The sequence below is a fragment of the Streptomyces sp. NPDC107471 genome, assembly GCF_055582845.1.
Map to the genome: position 1 here is coordinate 750,819 of NZ_JBVJPC010000003.1, position 14,563 is coordinate 765,381.

Consider the following 14,563-nt stretch of genomic DNA (forward strand, 5'->3'; position numbering starts at 1 on the left):
GATCCTCCTCAGGTGCGGGCTTCCCCTCAGGCTGGGACCCCTCACCATCGCCGACGACCCCGGCCTGCCGCCGGGCGCGGGCTTCCCCTCAGCCGGGGGCCCTCCTCAGGCCGGGGTCTCCCCTCAGGCGAGGCCCCCTTCAGGCCGGGTTCTCCCCTAAGGCGAGGCCCCCTTCAGGGCGGGGGCTCCCCTCAGGCGGGGCCCCCTCACACCGCGACCTCCCCTCAGGCCGGGGTCTCCGTGAGGTCGGCGGGGCTGAGGGTGGTGGGGGTTGCGTGGCCCGAGAGGGCGAGTGCGAGGTCCAGTTCCGCGAGCAGACAGCGGATCACGTGCTCGACGCCCGCCTGCCCGTCGAGACCGAGGCCGTAGACGTACGGGCGTCCGAGGAGCACCGCGCGGGCGCCGAGCGCGAGGGCCTTGAAGACGTCGTCGCCGGTGCGGACACCGCTGTCGAAGAGCACGGTCAGCCGGTCGCCGACGGCCTCCACCACCCGCGGCAGCGCGTCGGCCGCCGCGATGGCCCCGGCGACCTGCCGCCCGCCGTGGTTGGACACCACGACCCCGTCCATCCCGGCGTCGGCCGCGAGGCGGGCGTCGTCCGGGTGCAGGACGCCCTTGAGGACGATCGGCCCGTCCCAGTGCTCCCGGAGCAGCGCGAGGTCCGGCCAGGTCTTGCCGGGGTCCGCGAACATGCCGACGAAGTGCAGCACCGCGGCGTTCGGATCCTCGTGCACCGGCTTGGCCAGGCCCGCCTGGAAGGCCGGGTCGGAGAAGTAGTTGGCGGTGCCCACACCGTGCAGGAAGGGCAGGTAGGCCTGGTCGAGGTCGCGGGGCCGCCAGGACAGCAGCGGGGTGTCCAGGGTGACGACCAGGGCCGTGAACCCGGCCGCCTTCGCCCGGTCCAGGAAGCTCAGGGCCACCTGCGGGTCCTTGGGCCAGTAGAGCTGGAACCAGCGCTCGGCGTCCCCCATCGCCTCGGCGACCTGCTCCATCGGTGTGCTGGAGGCGGACGACAGGATGTAGGGCACGCCCTGTGCCGCGGCGGCCCGGGCCGCCGCGGACTCCGCGTCCGGGTGCATGATCGACAGGACGCCGACCGGTGCGAGGGCCACCGGGGCGGGCAGCGGACGGCCCAGCACCTCGACGGACAGGTCGCGTTCGTGGACGTCCCGCAGCATGCGCGGGACGATCCGGCGCCGCTCCAGCGCCGCCCGGTTCGCCCGCGCCGTACTGCCGTCGCCCGCGCTGCCCGCCACGTAGCCCACCGGACCCGGCCCGAGGCGCTGCTCGGTGAGCTCCTCCAGTCGGGTCAGATCGGTGGGCAGCCGGGGCACCGCGCCCGACATCCCGCTCAGATAGATCTCGTACTGGAAGTCCGCCCAGTGCTTGGCCATCCGGGACAACCGCCTCTCCTCGTCGGGTGCGCCGACGATATCGGGGCGTGGACCCTGCTCAGGAAGGGGTGGCAGGGCCCAGGCCGGCGAGGATCGCGGCGAGTTCGGCCGGCCGGGAGAACATCGGCCAGTGCCCGGTGTCCATCTCGACCAGCTCCCAGTGCCCGCCCTTGAGCAGCTCCGCCACGACGGGCGCCGGCTCGTCGTCGTCGAGCAGGCACTTGATGTACGTAGCCGGGAGCTCGGCCAGGGGACGGGTGAGGACGGCGGGTTCGGTGAGCGTCGCCCCCGGGTGCGGGCACGAGCAGGCGATGAGCCGGGCGATCTGTTCGTCCGTCAGCCCCTGGCCCGCGAAGTGGTCCGCGGGTGCCGGCGGCCAGAAACCGTCGTGCTGGGCTATCGCCTCGCGGATGTGGTCGCTCGGCCAGCCCGACAGGAACGACTCCCCGTCCACGGGCACCTCCGAGTCCACGAACACCACCCGCGCGAGCCGGTCGCCGATCCGCTCGGCCGCCTGTCCCACCGGCACGCCGGCGTAGCTGTGCCCGACGAGCACCACCTCGCGCAGGTCCAGGCGCTCGACCTCGTCGACGATGTCCCGCACATGCGTCTGCTGCCCCGCCGGGACGTGCCGCTTCTCCGCGAGGCCCGACAGCGTCAGCGGACGGGGCCGGTGCCCGGCGGCGCGCAGCGCGGTCGCGACCTCGTCCCACGCCGACGCCCCGAGCCTCGCTCCTGCCACGAGTACGAAATCAGTCATGCCCGCAACGTAGCCGACGGCACCGTCGGCGCCCCGGGCCCGGTGACGGGCGGCACCGGCACGTCCACGGTGCGGGCCAGGCGCGCCCCCTGCGGCCCGTACACGGCCCGCGGTTCGGGGAAGACCCGCAGCAGCGTCAGGAACAGCACGGCGGCCACCACCAGCGACAGCGGCAGGCTGATGTCGACGCCGTTCGCCAGACCGCCCAGCGGGCCGACGAACTGCCCGGGGATGTCGGTGAAGAGCACACCGAGCACCGCGGACACCCACCACGCGGTCATGCCCCGCCAGTTCCAGCCGTGCGCGAACCAGTAACGGCCGCCCCGCTGACGGCGGTTGAAGACCTGGAGGGCGTCGGGGTCGTACCAGCCGCGCCGGGTCCAGAAGCCCAGCATCATCACCACCATCCACGGTGTGGTGCAGGTGATGATCATCGTGGCGAAGGTGGAGATGGACTGCACGAGGTCGAGCCCGAACCGTCCGACGAAGATGAACGCGATCGACAACACCCCGACCAGTAGCGTCGCCTGAACCCGGGACAGGCGCGGGAACACCGAGGAGAAGTCGAGGCCGGTGCCGTACAGGGCCGTCGTGCCCGTCGACATGCCGCCGATCAGGGCCAGCAGGCACACCGGCAGGAAGTACCAGCCCGGGGAGATCGCGAGCAGACCGCCGACGAAGTCCGGGGCGGCCGGGTCGACGTAGTCGGGCGCCTTCGCCGCGATGATGCTCGCGGTGGCCAGCCCGAAGACGAACGGCACGAGGGTGGCGACCTGGGAGAGGAACGCGGCGCCCATCACCCGCCGACGCGGGGTGCTCGCCGGGATGTAGCGCGACCAGTCGCCGAGGAACGCGCCGAACGACACCGGGTTCGACAGCACGATGAGGGCCGCGCCGATGAACGACGGCCAGAACAGGTCCTTGGTCGCCGCGTCCGCGGTGTCCGTGAAGACGCCCGCGTACGACGCGTCGAAGTCACCGGCGAAGGCGATCGCGCCGAGCAGGAAGAGCACGGTCGCCGAGGCCACCGCGACCTTGTTGACGAACAGCATGAACCGGAAGCCGTACACGCACACCGCGAGGACCAGACCCGCGAACAGCGCGTAGGCGACGGCGTACGTCAGATCGCCGCGGCTCAGCCCGAACAGCCGGTGGGCGCCGCCGACGAGGGCGTCGCCGGAGCTCCACACCGAGATGGAGAAGAACGCGATCGCGGTCAGCAGGGAGAGGAACGAGCCGACCACCCGGCCGTGCACACCGAGGTGGGCGGAGGAGGAGACGGCGTTGTTGGTGCCGTTGACCGGGCCGAACACCGCCATCGGGGCCAGGATCAGCGCGCCGGCGAGTACACCGAGCAGGGTGGCGGCGAGGCCTTGCCAGAAGGAGAGCCCGAAGAGGATCGGGAAGGCGCCGAGGACGCAGGTGGAGAAGGTGTTGGCGCCGCCGAAGGCCAGGCGGAACAGGTCGAGGGGGCTCGCGGTGCGGTCGGCGTAGGGGATGCGCTCCACGCCGTGGGTCTCGACCTCGGTGAGGGACTGCTCGGCGGAGTCGGACTGCGGGGACAAGGGGGCTCCAGCGGGAGGAACGGCGGTGGAGCGCGGGGTGACGCGTCGGGGGAGGACGGTCCGTGTCCGCCACGGGGTGTGCGGCGCACGCGGATGCCGTCCTGCGGGGGTGTGCCGACGCTACGGCCCGCCCGAGTGCCCCGGCCAGTGGACGTTCTATCCATCTTCCGGGTCCCCGATGGAGGAATCGGCCACCCCCTCGGCGTCCGGGCCTCGCTCCCGCACCCGCTGGACGTGCTCCAGGGACTCCCGCAGCTCCGCCAGCCAGTCGTCGGTGTGCCGCTGGACCAGCCGGACGCACCAGGCGAGCGCGTCACTGCGGCTGCGGGCGACCCCGCCGGCGATCAGGGTGTCGAGGACCTGGCGCTCGGGCTGGCGCAGTCGGGTCATCACGGGCGCGGCCACATGCGTGAACAGCGCGCGCTCGCCGGCGCACTCCACGCCCCAGGACACCTTGCGGCGGAACCGGTGCTCGGCCTCGCGGGCGACCTCGACGCGGTCCTGCCGGGTGCGCTCGCGGAACTCCTGGATGCGGCCCTGTACGGCCGCCTCCCGCTCGGCGTCCGAGACGTCCTCGGCGATCCGGGGGCCGGGGATGCGGCCGACGACGGTGATCTCCTCGCGGTCGACGACCAGCTCGACCAGGGATTCGAAGAGGTCGTCGGGCAGTCGGCCGGTGAACCAGCCGCGCAGTTTCTCTCGTTGCTCATCGGTAATCATGTAATGACGATTACTCCGTCGCTCCATGAACGCAAGGGGTCCCGACGGTGTGCGCCGAGGGCTGAAGCGGAATGTTTCAGGCCTATTGCTGAGGCGGGGTAAACAGGCCATTCGGCCGGATCCGGCGATCAAGAACCGCCCTGTTGACGGGCTCGCCTGTTCGGATGATGTGACTTCGCGCCACTGATTCAACACGCAAGGTTACTGAAAGCTGTGGGGTCGATGTGAAGTTGTGGCCAGGACTCGGCAGACTCTCGCTCGCCGCTCCGGCACCGACCGAGTCGGACGGCACACCCTCGAATCCAGCGGAAGGATGCACACAATGCGGAACACCGCGCGCTGGGCAGCGACCCTCGGCCTCACGGCCACCGCCGTCTGCGGCCCCCTGAGCGGGGCCGCCCTCGCCGAACCCGCCGCCGTCTCCTCGGGTCTCTACGCTCCGTCGGCCCTTGTGCTCACCCTCGGCCACGGCGAGAGCGCCGCCGCCGCCACCCCGGAACGTGCCGTGACCCTCACCTGTGCCCCGACCCCCTCGGGCACCCACCCGGCAGCGAGTCCGGCCTGTGCCGAACTGCGTTCCGCCGGAGGGGACTTCGACGCGCTCGGAGCGGGTTCCGACGCCGTGTGCACCCGGGAGTACGCGCCCGTGGTGGTCACCGTCGACGGCGTCTGGCGGGGCAAGCGCGTCTCCTACGAACGGACCTTCTCCAACGAGTGCGTGAAGAACTCCTACGGGACCGTCTTCGCGTTCTGATGGACCGGGGTCGCGTGGTGCCCGTGACCTGCCCGAGGGGCCCGCAGTTGGGGAGTGCCGCCCCTCTCACGGAACCAGGTGATCCCGCACCGAGGGCCGGCGGACGGAGTGGGGCCGTCCGCCGGACCCTCGGCTCACCGCCTGTCCGGGAACCCCGGATGCTCGGGGACCGGCGGGAGTTCGAGGAGCGGGGGGAAGCGGCGCCACAGACCGGACGCGCGCAGCAGCCGGTGCAGGCGTGGTCCGTCGGTGACCACGCGCAGCCGGCCGTCGCGTCGGCGGGCCCGGGACTCGGCGCGGCACAGCACGCGCAGGCCCGAGCAGTCGAAGAACTCCACGCGCCGCAGGTCCACCAGTACGTCGGGTCGGTCGGACGCGGTGGCCGCGTCCAGGTGCTCCGCGAGGAAGCCCGCCGTCGCGAGGTCGATCTCGCCGACGGCCTCCACCACCGTGAAGCCATGGTCCGTCCGGGTGCGGGCATACGGGTTCGCCGCGGGCGTTCCGGGAGCGCTGTCGTCGGGCTCCGGTGTCATGGCGGCTCCACCAGGGCGAGGGAGCATTCGATCTCGGTAGGTACCCCGCGGTGGCCTGAGCCATCCCCCCAACGGGGCCGGCACCGCCTGGTTCACTCGACCCAGTGAATTTCTGCCGATTGTCTTGACGTCCTGTCTAGGAACGGGTCCGCTCCCGGTGGCTGGTGTCGCACCACGGGTAGCGACGGCTGCGCCGACAGGTGCACAGGGCCACCCGGAACCGGTCGGAGGCGACCGTGGAGCCGTCCTCCAGCTCCACCTCCACGGGCCCCTCCACGAGCAGGGGGCCGCGGTGCTGGACCCGGATGCGGCACGGCTGGTCGGGGTCAGAGGGGGAGTTCGGCACGGACGACCACCAGCTCTTCCTTCTCGTCGGCTTCGGACAGCAGACCGCGCTGACGCAGCCAGTCCTCACGCGTCCGCATCACCGGCCCGAACGCGATGCGGTGACGACGGGTCACGGCTGCCTTCAGGCCGGACGCCCGAAGATGTCCCACGGTCCGCCCGGAGTCGCTCAGTTCGGAGTGCACGATCAGCAGAACCCCGCCGGGACGCAGCAGCGCGGGTGCCTCCCGGCAGACGCGGTCCAGCACGTACCGCCCGTCGTGGCCCGCGTCCCAGGCCCGCGCCCTGCCGCGCGGCGGCCGGGCGCCCGTCGGCGCCGGCACGTACGGCGGATTGGTCAGGATGAGGTCGAACGACTCGTCCCGCACGGGGTGGAAGAGGTTGCCGCGCCGGACCCGGACCGACGCGCCGGTCAGCCAGGCGTTCGCCCGAGCCGTGCACACCGCCCGCCACGACACGTCCACCGCGGTCACCCGGCTGCCCCGGCGCGCCGCCTGAAGAGCGAGGGCACCGGTCCCGGTGCCCACGTCCAGGACGTCCGCGCCGGGCGGCAGCGGTTCTTCGGACAGGGCTCCGGCCAGCAGCTCGGTGTCCTCCTGCGGCTTGTACACGCCCGGAAGGACCAGGGGGGGATTCAGTGATCTCACGATGCCCAAGTACCCCGACATTCAGGAAATATGGTGGATTTCGGAAGCCAGGGGAACGCGCAGCGACGAGCGCCCGTCCGCCCAGTCGCGCAGGAGGCGGTCCGCGAGCCGGTCCTCGACATGTCCGGTGACGTCGATCCCGAAGGCGACGTCGGCGGCGAGGTGCGGTTCCTCGGCCAGCAGACCGCCGATGACCTCGTGGCGCACGACCTGCTCGTGGACGGCGTCGGCCTCGACGTGCTCGTCGTAGAAGTGCTCGGCGGCCGGTCCCGCGCCGGTGCGGCGCATGGCCTCGGCGAGGCGCCGGGAACCGGGGGAGGAGGTGATCTCGACCGCCGCGAAGTGGCCCACGAGAGCTCCGCGCAGGTTGCGGTGCAGGCCCAGCAGGGACATGAGGTTCACCGTGGCGAGCATCTCCGCGCAGGCCGCGTCCAGGTAGTGACCGTACGTCGTGTCCAGGCGCAGGTCCGTCATGAGGTTCGCGAAGAGGAGGGCGTGGACGCGGTCGGGGCGGCCGCCGCCGAACTCGTCGAACTCGACCGCCGCCATGCCCGCCTTGGCCCGGCCCCACAGGCGCGGCAGCACCCACGCGTGCGGGTCGGCCTCCTTCAGGTGGTAGAGCGAGCGCTGGGCCGCGTACTCGCGCACGTGCCACAGCTCGCCCTCCTTGCTCAGGAAATGGCTCACTCCGGTGCCGTCGACCGGCTCCACGAGGAGCCCGGCGAGCGCGTCCTCGACGCTGTCGTGGACCGGGGTGTCCCGGCGCAGGGCGGTCAGGAAGCGCTGTTCCAGCGCCGCCCTGGTGCGCAGCAGGTCCGGGTCCCACTCGTGGTCGCCGGAGACACCCGCGAAACCGCGGTAGTGCAGTTCGTAGCAGAGGTAGAGGGCGAGCTGGAGGTCGTCGCCGTAGGCGTTCGCGGCGTCGACGGTCTCCTGGCGCGGGAGCGGTCCGGCGCCCAGGAAGTATTCCTGTACTGCGGCGCTGAGCGGGCCCCGGGCCGGGGGTAGCTGTGGTTCTCGAGGGTCCTGAGGCATGCGCCCCGGGTACCCGGGCGGCGGCGGATCACCCCCGCCCGCCCGGGCCGGTGCGCGTCACTCGCCTGCGGATTCCTCCTGGGCGCGCTGATTGGGGGTGGTCGCGTCCCCGGCCTCGCCGCGGTGCGCCCGCTCCTCGTCGGTGTCTCGTACACGCTCCTCGGCGTCCTCGAACTCGTGCAGGACCTCGTCCAGGGCGGTGTCGGGCTTCTGCTTCTTCTCCGGCACGGCTGTCTCCTCGTTCTCTCGTTCAGGTGGTGGCGGCCGCGATGCGCAGGGGCACCGGCTCGGGCGGAACGGTGTCCTCCTCGTTGCGGCGGGCGACCTCGGCCCACCAGGACGCGCCGTCCTCGATGTGCCGCAGCAGGACGCCCTCGCGGATCGCCCAGGGGCAGATGGTGACGGTCCTGACCCCGGTCAGCTTCATTGCCGTGTGCCCCACGACGGCCCCGGCCAAGCTCTGCGCGGCGCGCGGAGCGGAGATGCCGGGCAGTTCGGCCCGCCGCGCGGCCGGGAGAGCGGCCAGACACTCGACGGCCTCCCGCAGGTCGGCCCGGTGCATCCGGCGCTCCACGAACGGTCCGCGCCGCCCGGCCGGGGTCCCGCACAGCCGTCCCAACTGCTCGAAGGTGCGTGAGGTGGCCACCGCGGTGCGCGGGCCCTCCCAGCGGATCCGGGACGCCACGTCCCGCAGTTGGTGGCGCACCTTGCGGCGCAGCGCCCGCACCGCCTCCGGGGGCGGCGGGTCCTGGTCCTCGAAGAACTCATGGGTCAGCCGGCCCGCGCCCAGCGGCAGCGAGGCCACGTAGTCGGGCAACCTGCCCCGGCCGAAGGCGACTTCGAGCGACCCGCCGCCGATGTCGAAGAGCGCCAGCGGCCCCGCCCGCCAGCCCATCCAGCGCCGCGCCCCCAGGAAGGTGAGTTCCGCCTCCACCTCGCCCGGCAGGGTGTACAGCCCGACGCCGGTCCGGGCGCGGACGGTGCGCAGCACCTCCTGGCGGTTCGGGGCGGAGCGCACGATCGCGGTCGCGAAGGCCAGCGGCTTGGCCGCGCCCCATCTGGCGGCGGTCCGGCTGGCCCCCTCCACCGCCTCCACCAGCCGTTCCACGGCCTCCTCGGGGATCGGGCCGCCCGGTCGCACATGATCCGCGAGTCTCAGTCTCCACTTCGCGGTGTGCACCGGCAGTGGCACTCCGTCCTCGGCGTCCGCCACCACCAGACGCACTGTGTTCGAACCCACGTCAACCACGCTTATTCGCATGGCCATGTGGGTACCCACGCAGGACCCCTTCCAACGTCGGGCGCTCCGTCGAGGCGTCGCTCTCAGCCACCACTCGGACACCACGCGTCGACGGCGCCCCTCCGTGTGACGGGCCGTCAGACCGAGGGGCAGCGAGAAGGGCCGCCGTCTCCCTGCTGACGGCGGCCCTCAGGACCCGGCGGCTCCTGCCGCGGCGACTACATGTGGACGACGGGTGCGGCGTCCGCGTCCTGCTCCGGCACCCCGCGCCGGAAGAGCAGGAAGGCGATCAGCGCGCCGACGGCGAACAGGCCCGCCGACCACCAGAAGGCGGTGGTGTAGCTCTCGATCGTCGCCCGCGCCTGGACCAGTCGGTTCGTCGGGTCCTTGCCGACCAGGTAGTCGGTGGCGGCGCTCGCGGCCAGGGTGTTCAGCAGCGCCGTACCGATGGAACCGCCCACCTGCTGCATGGCGTTGACGGTGGCGGAGGCGACTCCCGCGTCCTCGGCCGCGACCCCGCCGGTGGCGAGCTGCATGGCCGGCGGCATGACCAGGCCGAGGCCGAAGCCGGTCACGATCAACTGCGGCAGCACGGCCGACAGGTAGCTGGAGCCGACGCCGATGCCGGTCAGCCAGGCCATGCCGACCGCGGCGACCGCGAAGCCCACCGGGATGACTGTCTTCGGTCCGATCCGCGGGACCAGCATCGTGGTGCTGACCTGGGCCGCGACCATCAGCGCGGCGACCATCGGCAGGAAGGCCGCACCGGTCTTCGTGGGGCTGAAGCCGAGGTTGAGCTGGAGGTAGTAGGTGAGGAAGAGGAAGACACCGAACATGCCGCCGCCGGAGATCAGCACGGCCAGGAAGGAGGCCGCCCGGTTGCGGTCCAGCAGGATGCGCAGCGGCAGCAGCGGGTGCGCGGCACGGGTCTGCCACCAGGCGAAGGCGGTCAGCAGCAGTCCGCCCACGACCAGGAAGCCCCAGGTCTCGGGGGAGCTCCAGTCGTGCGTCTCGGCGTTGGAGAAGCCGTAGACCAGGGAGAAGAGGCCGGCGGCGACCAGCAGGGTGCCGGGGACGTCGAGCTTGGAGTTGGCGGCGTCGCGGTGGTTGTGCAGCAGCAGCCAGCCGCCCGCGAAGGCGACGACGGCGATGACGACGTTGACGTACAGGGTCCAGCGCCAGTCGAACGCGTCGGTCAGGACGCCGCCGAGCAGCAGGCCCACCGCGCCACCGGCACCGGCGATCGCGCCGTACACGCTGAACGCCCTGGCCCGCTCGCGGGCGTCGGTGAACGTCGTGTTGAGCAGGGAGAGCGCGGCCGGTGCGAGGAGCGCGCCGAAGGCGCCCTGGAGGGCGCGGGCGGTGACCAGCATCTCGAAGTTGGTGGCGGCGCCGCCGAGCGCGGAGACGGCGGCGAAGCCGACGACACCGACGAGGAAGGCCGTCTTGCGCCCGAAGAGGTCGGCTATCCGGCCGCCGAGCAGGAGGAGCGAGGCGAACGCCAGCGCGTAGGCCGTGACGATCCACTGCCGGTTGCCGTCGGAGAAGCCGAGGTCGGCCTGGGCCGAGGGGAGGGCGATGTTCACGATGGTGGCGTCGAGGACCACCATGAGCTGGGCGAGCGCGATGACGGCGAGAATCCACCACCGCTTGGCCGAGGCGTCGGCCGGTGCCTCGACGGCACCCTCCCGCCCGCTCTCGGTCAGGGTCTTCTGGGACATGGGGACAACTCCAGGGAAAGTCGGCTGAGCCCTACCGCCTCATGAACGAAACGGTTTCGTACCCGATGAGCGTAGACCACTGGGAGCGAAACGGCAACGTTTCGCTAGCGCGGGTTCCAGGCCCGTGCATTTCTTGACTGGCATATAACTGGCGAGGCATATTGGAGTCATGTCCGACGCCCCGCTCTGGACCGCCCTCGCCGACCCCCATCGGCGGGCCATCGTCGCGCTCCTCCTCGAGCGGGCCCGGTCCGTCGGGGAGATCGTGGAGGCGTGCGGACTGAGTCAGCCGGGCACGTCGAAGCATCTGAAGGTGCTCAGGGAAGCGGGCCTGGTCCGGGTACGGCAGGACGCGCAACGGCGTGTCTACGCCCTGGACCCCGGACCGATCGCCGAGCTGGACGCCTGGCTGGCCCCCTACCGCAGACTCTGGAACACGAGCCTGGACGCCCTCGGCGACCGCCTGGACCAGGCGGCGCCGGACACCCCCGAGGAACCCGCCCCGAAGGACTGATCCACCATGGCCGCAGACCTCACCGGCACCTATCTGACCCTGGACGACGGGCGCCCCGCCGTCCGCTTCAGCCGCACCTTCGACCATCCCGTCGCCCGCGTCTGGCAGTTCGTGACCGACGCCGACGAACTCGCCCACTGGTTCCCGTCCCGCGCCGAGATCGAGCTGCGCCCCGGCGGCACCGTCAGGTTCAGCGGCGACCCCCACATGGCGGACTCCACAGGCCGGGTCGTCGCCGTCGACGAACCCCGGCACCTGTCCTTCGAATGGGGCGGCGACGAGGTGCACTTCGACCTGGAGGCCCTGGACGAGCAGCGGACCCGTCTCACGCTCACCAACGTCCTGAGCGCCGCCGACACCGCCGCCCGCAACGGCGCCGGGTGGGAGGTGTGCCTCGCCGCCCTCGACGCCCGCGCCCGCGGCGAGCGCCCCGACCGGCCGCGGTGGGAGGAGCTCTACCGGGCGTACGTCGACGCGGGGCTGCCCGCGGGGGCGCCGGTCCCGGGCACGGACTGAGCCGTCACGCCATCTGCCGTCGCACCAGCTCGTGCAGCCGGCCGCCCGTGTCCGCGAGGAGCTGTGCCGGCGGACCCTGCTGGGCCACCTTGCCGTTCTCCATCACGATCACACGGTCGGCGTCCAGCACCGTGGACAGCCGGTGGGCGATGACGACACGGGTGGCGTTGAGCGCCTTGGTGGACTCGATCACCGTGCGCTGGGTGTCGTTGTCGAGGGCGCTGGTCGCCTCGTCGAAGAAGAGGATGCGCGGCCGGCGGATCAACGCCTGGGCGATCATGAGCCGTTGGCGCTGACCGCCGGAGATCGCCCCGCTGCCCGAGACGATGGTGTGCAGGCCCATCGGCATCCGCTGGATGTCCTCCGCGAGCCCCGCCATCGCGGCCGCCGCCATCGCCTCCTCCGGCGTGTAGGGCTCGGTGCCGCAGATGACGTCCATGATGGAGCCGGTGAACGGCTGGGCGTGCTGGAGGACGACACCGCACTGCCGGCGCACCGCCGACTGGTCGAGGGCAGCCAGGTCCTGACCGTCGTACAGGACACTCCCGGAGACCGGACGGTCGAAGCCGATCAGCAGCCTGAGCAGGGTCGACTTGCCGCAGCCGCTCGGGCCGACGATCGCCACGAACTCGCCCGGCCGGATCTCGAAGGACACGTCGTCCAGGATCAGGGGACCGTCGTCGGAGTAGCGGAAGGAGAGCCTGCGGGCCTCCATCGCCCCGGTGAGCGGCCCCGGCCGGGTGCTCGCGGTGCGGACCTCCGGCTGTGCCTCCAGGACCGGCTTGATCTCCTCGAAGAGGGGGAGCGCTGCCACCGCGGAGACGAAGGCGCCGGTGAGCTGGGTGACCGACGTCAGCAGCATGGTCACCGAGGTGTTGAAGGTGAGGAACTCCGCCGCCGACATCGAGCCGCGCGCCGGGCCCGCGAGCAGCATGAACATCAGCAGGGTGCACAGCGGGAGGTAGACCGAGCCCATCACCGAGGTGAGGTTCTTGATCCGGCCCACCTTCTGCTGGAGCTCACGGCTGCGGGCGAACTCCGAGGCCCAGGCCGCGTACGCGTAGTTCTCGGCCGCCGCGACCCGGAGCTTGGGCAGCCCGCGCAGGGTCTGGAAGGCCTGGTTGTTCAGCTTGTTGCTCAGCACGACCAGCCGCCGCTGCCAGCGCACCTGCCACAGCCCGAGGCCGAGGAAACCGGCGGCGATGACGACGAGCATGCCGATCGCCGCCATCGCCATCGGCACGCTGTACCAGAACAGCAGGCCGAGGTTCATCGCACCGACCGTCACCGACTGGGCGACCGTGGGGCCGATGCCCGCCATCATCCGGCGGATCGAGCTGATGCCCATGGCCTGGCTGGCGAGTTCACCGGTCGAGCGCTCGGTGAAGAACTTCGTCGGCAGTCTCAACAGCCGGTCCCAGACGGCCGGTTGCAGGGTCGCCTCGATACGGCCCTCCACGCGCAGCATGGTCAGGTTCTGGAGGAGCATGAAGGCCGCCGTCACCACGCCGCTGACCATCACGGCCAGGCACACCTGCACGATCAGGGCGGTCTGCGCCTTCGGCACGAACTCGCCGAGCACCTTGCCGGTCGCGATGGGCACCAGCGCGCCGATCGCCACCGTCACCAGACCGCTGAGCAGCAGGTTCGTCACATCGCCGCCGGTGCCGCGCATGCTGAACCGCAGCAGACCGAGCGGGCTGAGCCTCCGGTCCGGCAGCGGGCGGTAGAACATCACCGCGCGGGGCTCGAACTCCTCCGCGTTGTCCTTCTCGATCGGCGTCTCGCGGCCCGTCGCCGGATGTACCGCCACATAGCCGCCGCGCCGCCACAGCAGCGCGACCGGCGCACCCGACAGCGCCCGGTGACCGACCAGCGGGCCGACGTTGTCCCGCCACCAGCGACCGTCCAGGCGCACCGACCTGATCCGGACGCGGGAGGCGAGCGCGATCCGCTCGACCGGGTCGAGACGGTCGCTCTCGGTGCCGCTGTGCGCGTTCTCGGCGAGCGGGATGCCGGCCGCGTCGGCGACCAGTCGGCAGGCCGCGTAACTGGCGTCCGCGTCGGCGGCCGTCGCGCGCTGCTTCGACCTGCCGATGGACGCCAGCAACGTCCGGTCGGCCTGGGCGCGCACCGCCTCACCGGCCTTGATACCGGCCGCGGTCCGGGTCTCGTGGGTGCGCTCCACCTGCTCGATCCAGCGGTCCAGCGTGGTCAGCAACCGGTACTGCTGGTCGACCATGGACTGCCAGACCGCCGGGTCCATCAGCAGGTCGGCGGCGGCCTCGGCGCCGTAGAGCGAGCCGTACTGCACGCTGCCCGGCGGGACCTGCATCCAGAAGACGTCGTCGTCGGTCGGGGCGGCGGCCCGCTCGTCGGCCATCGGCGCCTGGAAGAGGATGGACAGGCTCCGGCCGACGCCGAGCGCGAGGGCGTACTCCAGCGGGCTGGTCGTCGGCGGCACGTACTGGGGGTTGCCGTACGCGTCGTAGGACCAGGTCTGGGTGTTCGCCGGCTCGTACAGCTCGCGCAGGCCGATGCGGTGGACGACGCAGTCCCGCAACGGCCGTGCCACCAGCGTGTGTTGGGGGCCGGGCACCGGGCCGAGCAGCAGCGCCCCCGGTTCCAGGCGGCCCAGGTGGTGCCAGTGGCCCTGCTGTTCGGCGTCCACCGCGAACAGGTCGACCGCGCCCGACACGACCAGCCACAGCACCTGCGGGCCTTCGAGGTCGAGGCGGCTGAACCCGGCGCAGTCGACGCGCGTGCCCATCTGACCGAGGGAGGTGAGGACCACGTCCCCTTCGTGTGCGGTAGTCATC

At 72.0% G+C, this 14,563-nt stretch carries 15 protein-coding genes; 3 read left to right on the forward strand and 12 right to left on the reverse strand.

The features are described 5' to 3' along the window. Positions 1-224: 224 nt before the first annotated feature. From ACZ66S_RS12955 to ACZ66S_RS12970, 4 genes are all read right to left on the reverse strand, one after another. Complete coding sequence (locus tag ACZ66S_RS12955) at positions 225-1,394, reverse strand: lactate 2-monooxygenase (protein WP_469901544.1); 1,170 nt, start codon at positions 1,392-1,394, stop codon at positions 225-227. 58 nt (positions 1,395-1,452) lie between these two features. Beyond that, complete coding sequence (locus ACZ66S_RS12960; RefSeq protein WP_469901545.1) at positions 1,453-2,154, reverse strand: alpha/beta fold hydrolase; 702 nt, start codon at positions 2,152-2,154, stop codon at positions 1,453-1,455. After that, positions 2,151-3,719 (reverse strand): purine-cytosine permease family protein, encoded by a 1,569-nt coding sequence (locus ACZ66S_RS12965; protein WP_469901546.1) that lies wholly within the window; start codon positions 3,717-3,719, stop codon positions 2,151-2,153. Before ACZ66S_RS12965 ends, ACZ66S_RS12960 begins: the two co-directional genes overlap by 4 nt. A gap of 156 nt (positions 3,720-3,875) precedes the next feature. Further along, positions 3,876-4,439, reverse strand: coding sequence for a hypothetical protein (locus ACZ66S_RS12970; protein WP_469901547.1), 564 nt, complete (start codon positions 4,437-4,439; stop codon positions 3,876-3,878). Positions 4,440-4,761: 322 nt separating this feature from the next. On the opposite strand from ACZ66S_RS12970, the gene ACZ66S_RS12975 reads away from it, so the two are divergent. Next, complete coding sequence (locus ACZ66S_RS12975; RefSeq protein ID WP_469901548.1) at positions 4,762-5,193, forward strand: protease inhibitor; 432 nt, start codon at positions 4,762-4,764, stop codon at positions 5,191-5,193. Between the two features lie 134 nt (positions 5,194-5,327). Here the strand turns inward: ACZ66S_RS12975 and ACZ66S_RS12980 are convergent, their stop codons facing one another. From ACZ66S_RS12980 to ACZ66S_RS13010, 7 genes are all read right to left on the reverse strand, one after another. Continuing rightward, positions 5,328-5,726 carry an STAS domain-containing protein gene (locus ACZ66S_RS12980; RefSeq protein WP_469901549.1) on the reverse strand — a complete coding sequence of 133 codons (399 nt, stop codon included), beginning with the start codon at positions 5,724-5,726 and terminating at the stop codon, positions 5,328-5,330. 136 nt (positions 5,727-5,862) lie between these two features. Next, on the reverse strand, positions 5,863-6,072 hold the full coding sequence (locus ACZ66S_RS12985) for a CDGSH iron-sulfur domain-containing protein (RefSeq protein ID WP_469901550.1): 210 nt from the start codon (positions 6,070-6,072) through the stop codon (positions 5,863-5,865). Beyond that, positions 6,053-6,739: a HemK2/MTQ2 family protein methyltransferase gene (locus ACZ66S_RS12990; RefSeq protein ID WP_469901551.1), complete on the reverse strand. Its 687-nt coding sequence runs from the start codon at positions 6,737-6,739 to the stop codon at positions 6,053-6,055. Before ACZ66S_RS12990 ends, ACZ66S_RS12985 begins: the two co-directional genes overlap by 20 nt. Continuing rightward, positions 6,740-7,753: an iron-containing redox enzyme family protein gene (locus ACZ66S_RS12995; RefSeq protein ID WP_469901552.1), complete on the reverse strand. Its 1,014-nt coding sequence runs from the start codon at positions 7,751-7,753 to the stop codon at positions 6,740-6,742. It lies immediately after the preceding gene. A 57-nt stretch (positions 7,754-7,810) separates the two neighbouring features. Beyond that, positions 7,811-7,981 carry a hypothetical protein gene (locus tag ACZ66S_RS13000; RefSeq protein ID WP_469901553.1) on the reverse strand — a complete coding sequence of 57 codons (171 nt, stop codon included), beginning with the start codon at positions 7,979-7,981 and terminating at the stop codon, positions 7,811-7,813. A 22-nt stretch (positions 7,982-8,003) separates the two neighbouring features. Beyond that, positions 8,004-9,014 carry a Ppx/GppA family phosphatase gene (locus ACZ66S_RS13005; protein WP_469901554.1) on the reverse strand — a complete coding sequence of 337 codons (1,011 nt, stop codon included), beginning with the start codon at positions 9,012-9,014 and terminating at the stop codon, positions 8,004-8,006. 197 nt (positions 9,015-9,211) lie between these two features. Beyond that, complete coding sequence (locus ACZ66S_RS13010) at positions 9,212-10,714, reverse strand: MFS transporter (RefSeq protein ID WP_469901555.1); 1,503 nt, start codon at positions 10,712-10,714, stop codon at positions 9,212-9,214. A 169-nt stretch (positions 10,715-10,883) separates the two neighbouring features. On the opposite strand from ACZ66S_RS13010, the gene ACZ66S_RS13015 reads away from it, so the two are divergent. Together ACZ66S_RS13015 and ACZ66S_RS13020 are read left to right on the forward strand one after the other, a co-directional pair. Beyond that, positions 10,884-11,228, forward strand: coding sequence for an ArsR/SmtB family transcription factor (locus ACZ66S_RS13015; RefSeq protein ID WP_469901556.1), 345 nt, complete (start codon positions 10,884-10,886; stop codon positions 11,226-11,228). A 6-nt stretch (positions 11,229-11,234) separates the two neighbouring features. Continuing rightward, the gene (locus tag ACZ66S_RS13020) at positions 11,235-11,744 is read left to right on the forward strand and encodes an SRPBCC family protein (protein ID WP_469901557.1); all 510 of its coding nucleotides are present in this window, start codon (positions 11,235-11,237) and stop codon (positions 11,742-11,744) included. A 4-nt stretch (positions 11,745-11,748) separates the two neighbouring features. Here ACZ66S_RS13020 and ACZ66S_RS13025 read toward each other — a convergent pair whose 3' ends face one another. Beyond that, a complete protein-coding gene (locus ACZ66S_RS13025) occupies positions 11,749-14,562 on the reverse strand; it encodes an NHLP bacteriocin export ABC transporter permease/ATPase subunit (RefSeq protein ID WP_469901558.1) in 2,814 nt (937 codons plus the stop codon). Between the last annotated feature and the right edge of the window lies 1 nt (position 14,563).

Excerpts from the sequence above, each read along its gene's own strand:
- ACZ66S_RS12955 (WP_469901544.1), bottom strand. The coding sequence starts at position 1,394 with ATGGCCAAGCACTGGGCGGACTTCCAGTACGAGATCTATCTGAGCGGG.
- ACZ66S_RS12960 (WP_469901545.1), bottom strand. The coding sequence starts at position 2,154 with ATGACTGATTTCGTACTCGTGGCAGGAGCGAGGCTCGGGGCGTCGGCG.
- ACZ66S_RS12970 (WP_469901547.1), bottom strand. The coding sequence starts at position 4,439 with ATGATTACCGATGAGCAACGAGAGAAACTGCGCGGCTGGTTCACCGGC.
- ACZ66S_RS12975 (WP_469901548.1), top strand. The coding sequence starts at position 4,762 with ATGCGGAACACCGCGCGCTGGGCAGCGACCCTCGGCCTCACGGCCACC.
- ACZ66S_RS12980 (WP_469901549.1), bottom strand. The coding sequence starts at position 5,726 with ATGACACCGGAGCCCGACGACAGCGCTCCCGGAACGCCCGCGGCGAAC.
- ACZ66S_RS12990 (WP_469901551.1), bottom strand. The coding sequence starts at position 6,739 with ATGTCGGGGTACTTGGGCATCGTGAGATCACTGAATCCCCCCCTGGTC.
- ACZ66S_RS12995 (WP_469901552.1), bottom strand. The coding sequence starts at position 7,753 with ATGCCTCAGGACCCTCGAGAACCACAGCTACCCCCGGCCCGGGGCCCG.
- ACZ66S_RS13005 (WP_469901554.1), bottom strand. The coding sequence starts at position 9,014 with ATGCGAATAAGCGTGGTTGACGTGGGTTCGAACACAGTGCGTCTGGTG.
- ACZ66S_RS13010 (WP_469901555.1), bottom strand. The coding sequence starts at position 10,714 with ATGTCCCAGAAGACCCTGACCGAGAGCGGGCGGGAGGGTGCCGTCGAG.
- ACZ66S_RS13015 (WP_469901556.1), top strand. The coding sequence starts at position 10,884 with ATGTCCGACGCCCCGCTCTGGACCGCCCTCGCCGACCCCCATCGGCGG.
- ACZ66S_RS13020 (WP_469901557.1), top strand. The coding sequence starts at position 11,235 with ATGGCCGCAGACCTCACCGGCACCTATCTGACCCTGGACGACGGGCGC.
- ACZ66S_RS13025 (WP_469901558.1), bottom strand. The coding sequence starts at position 14,562 with ATGACTACCGCACACGAAGGGGACGTGGTCCTCACCTCCCTCGGTCAG.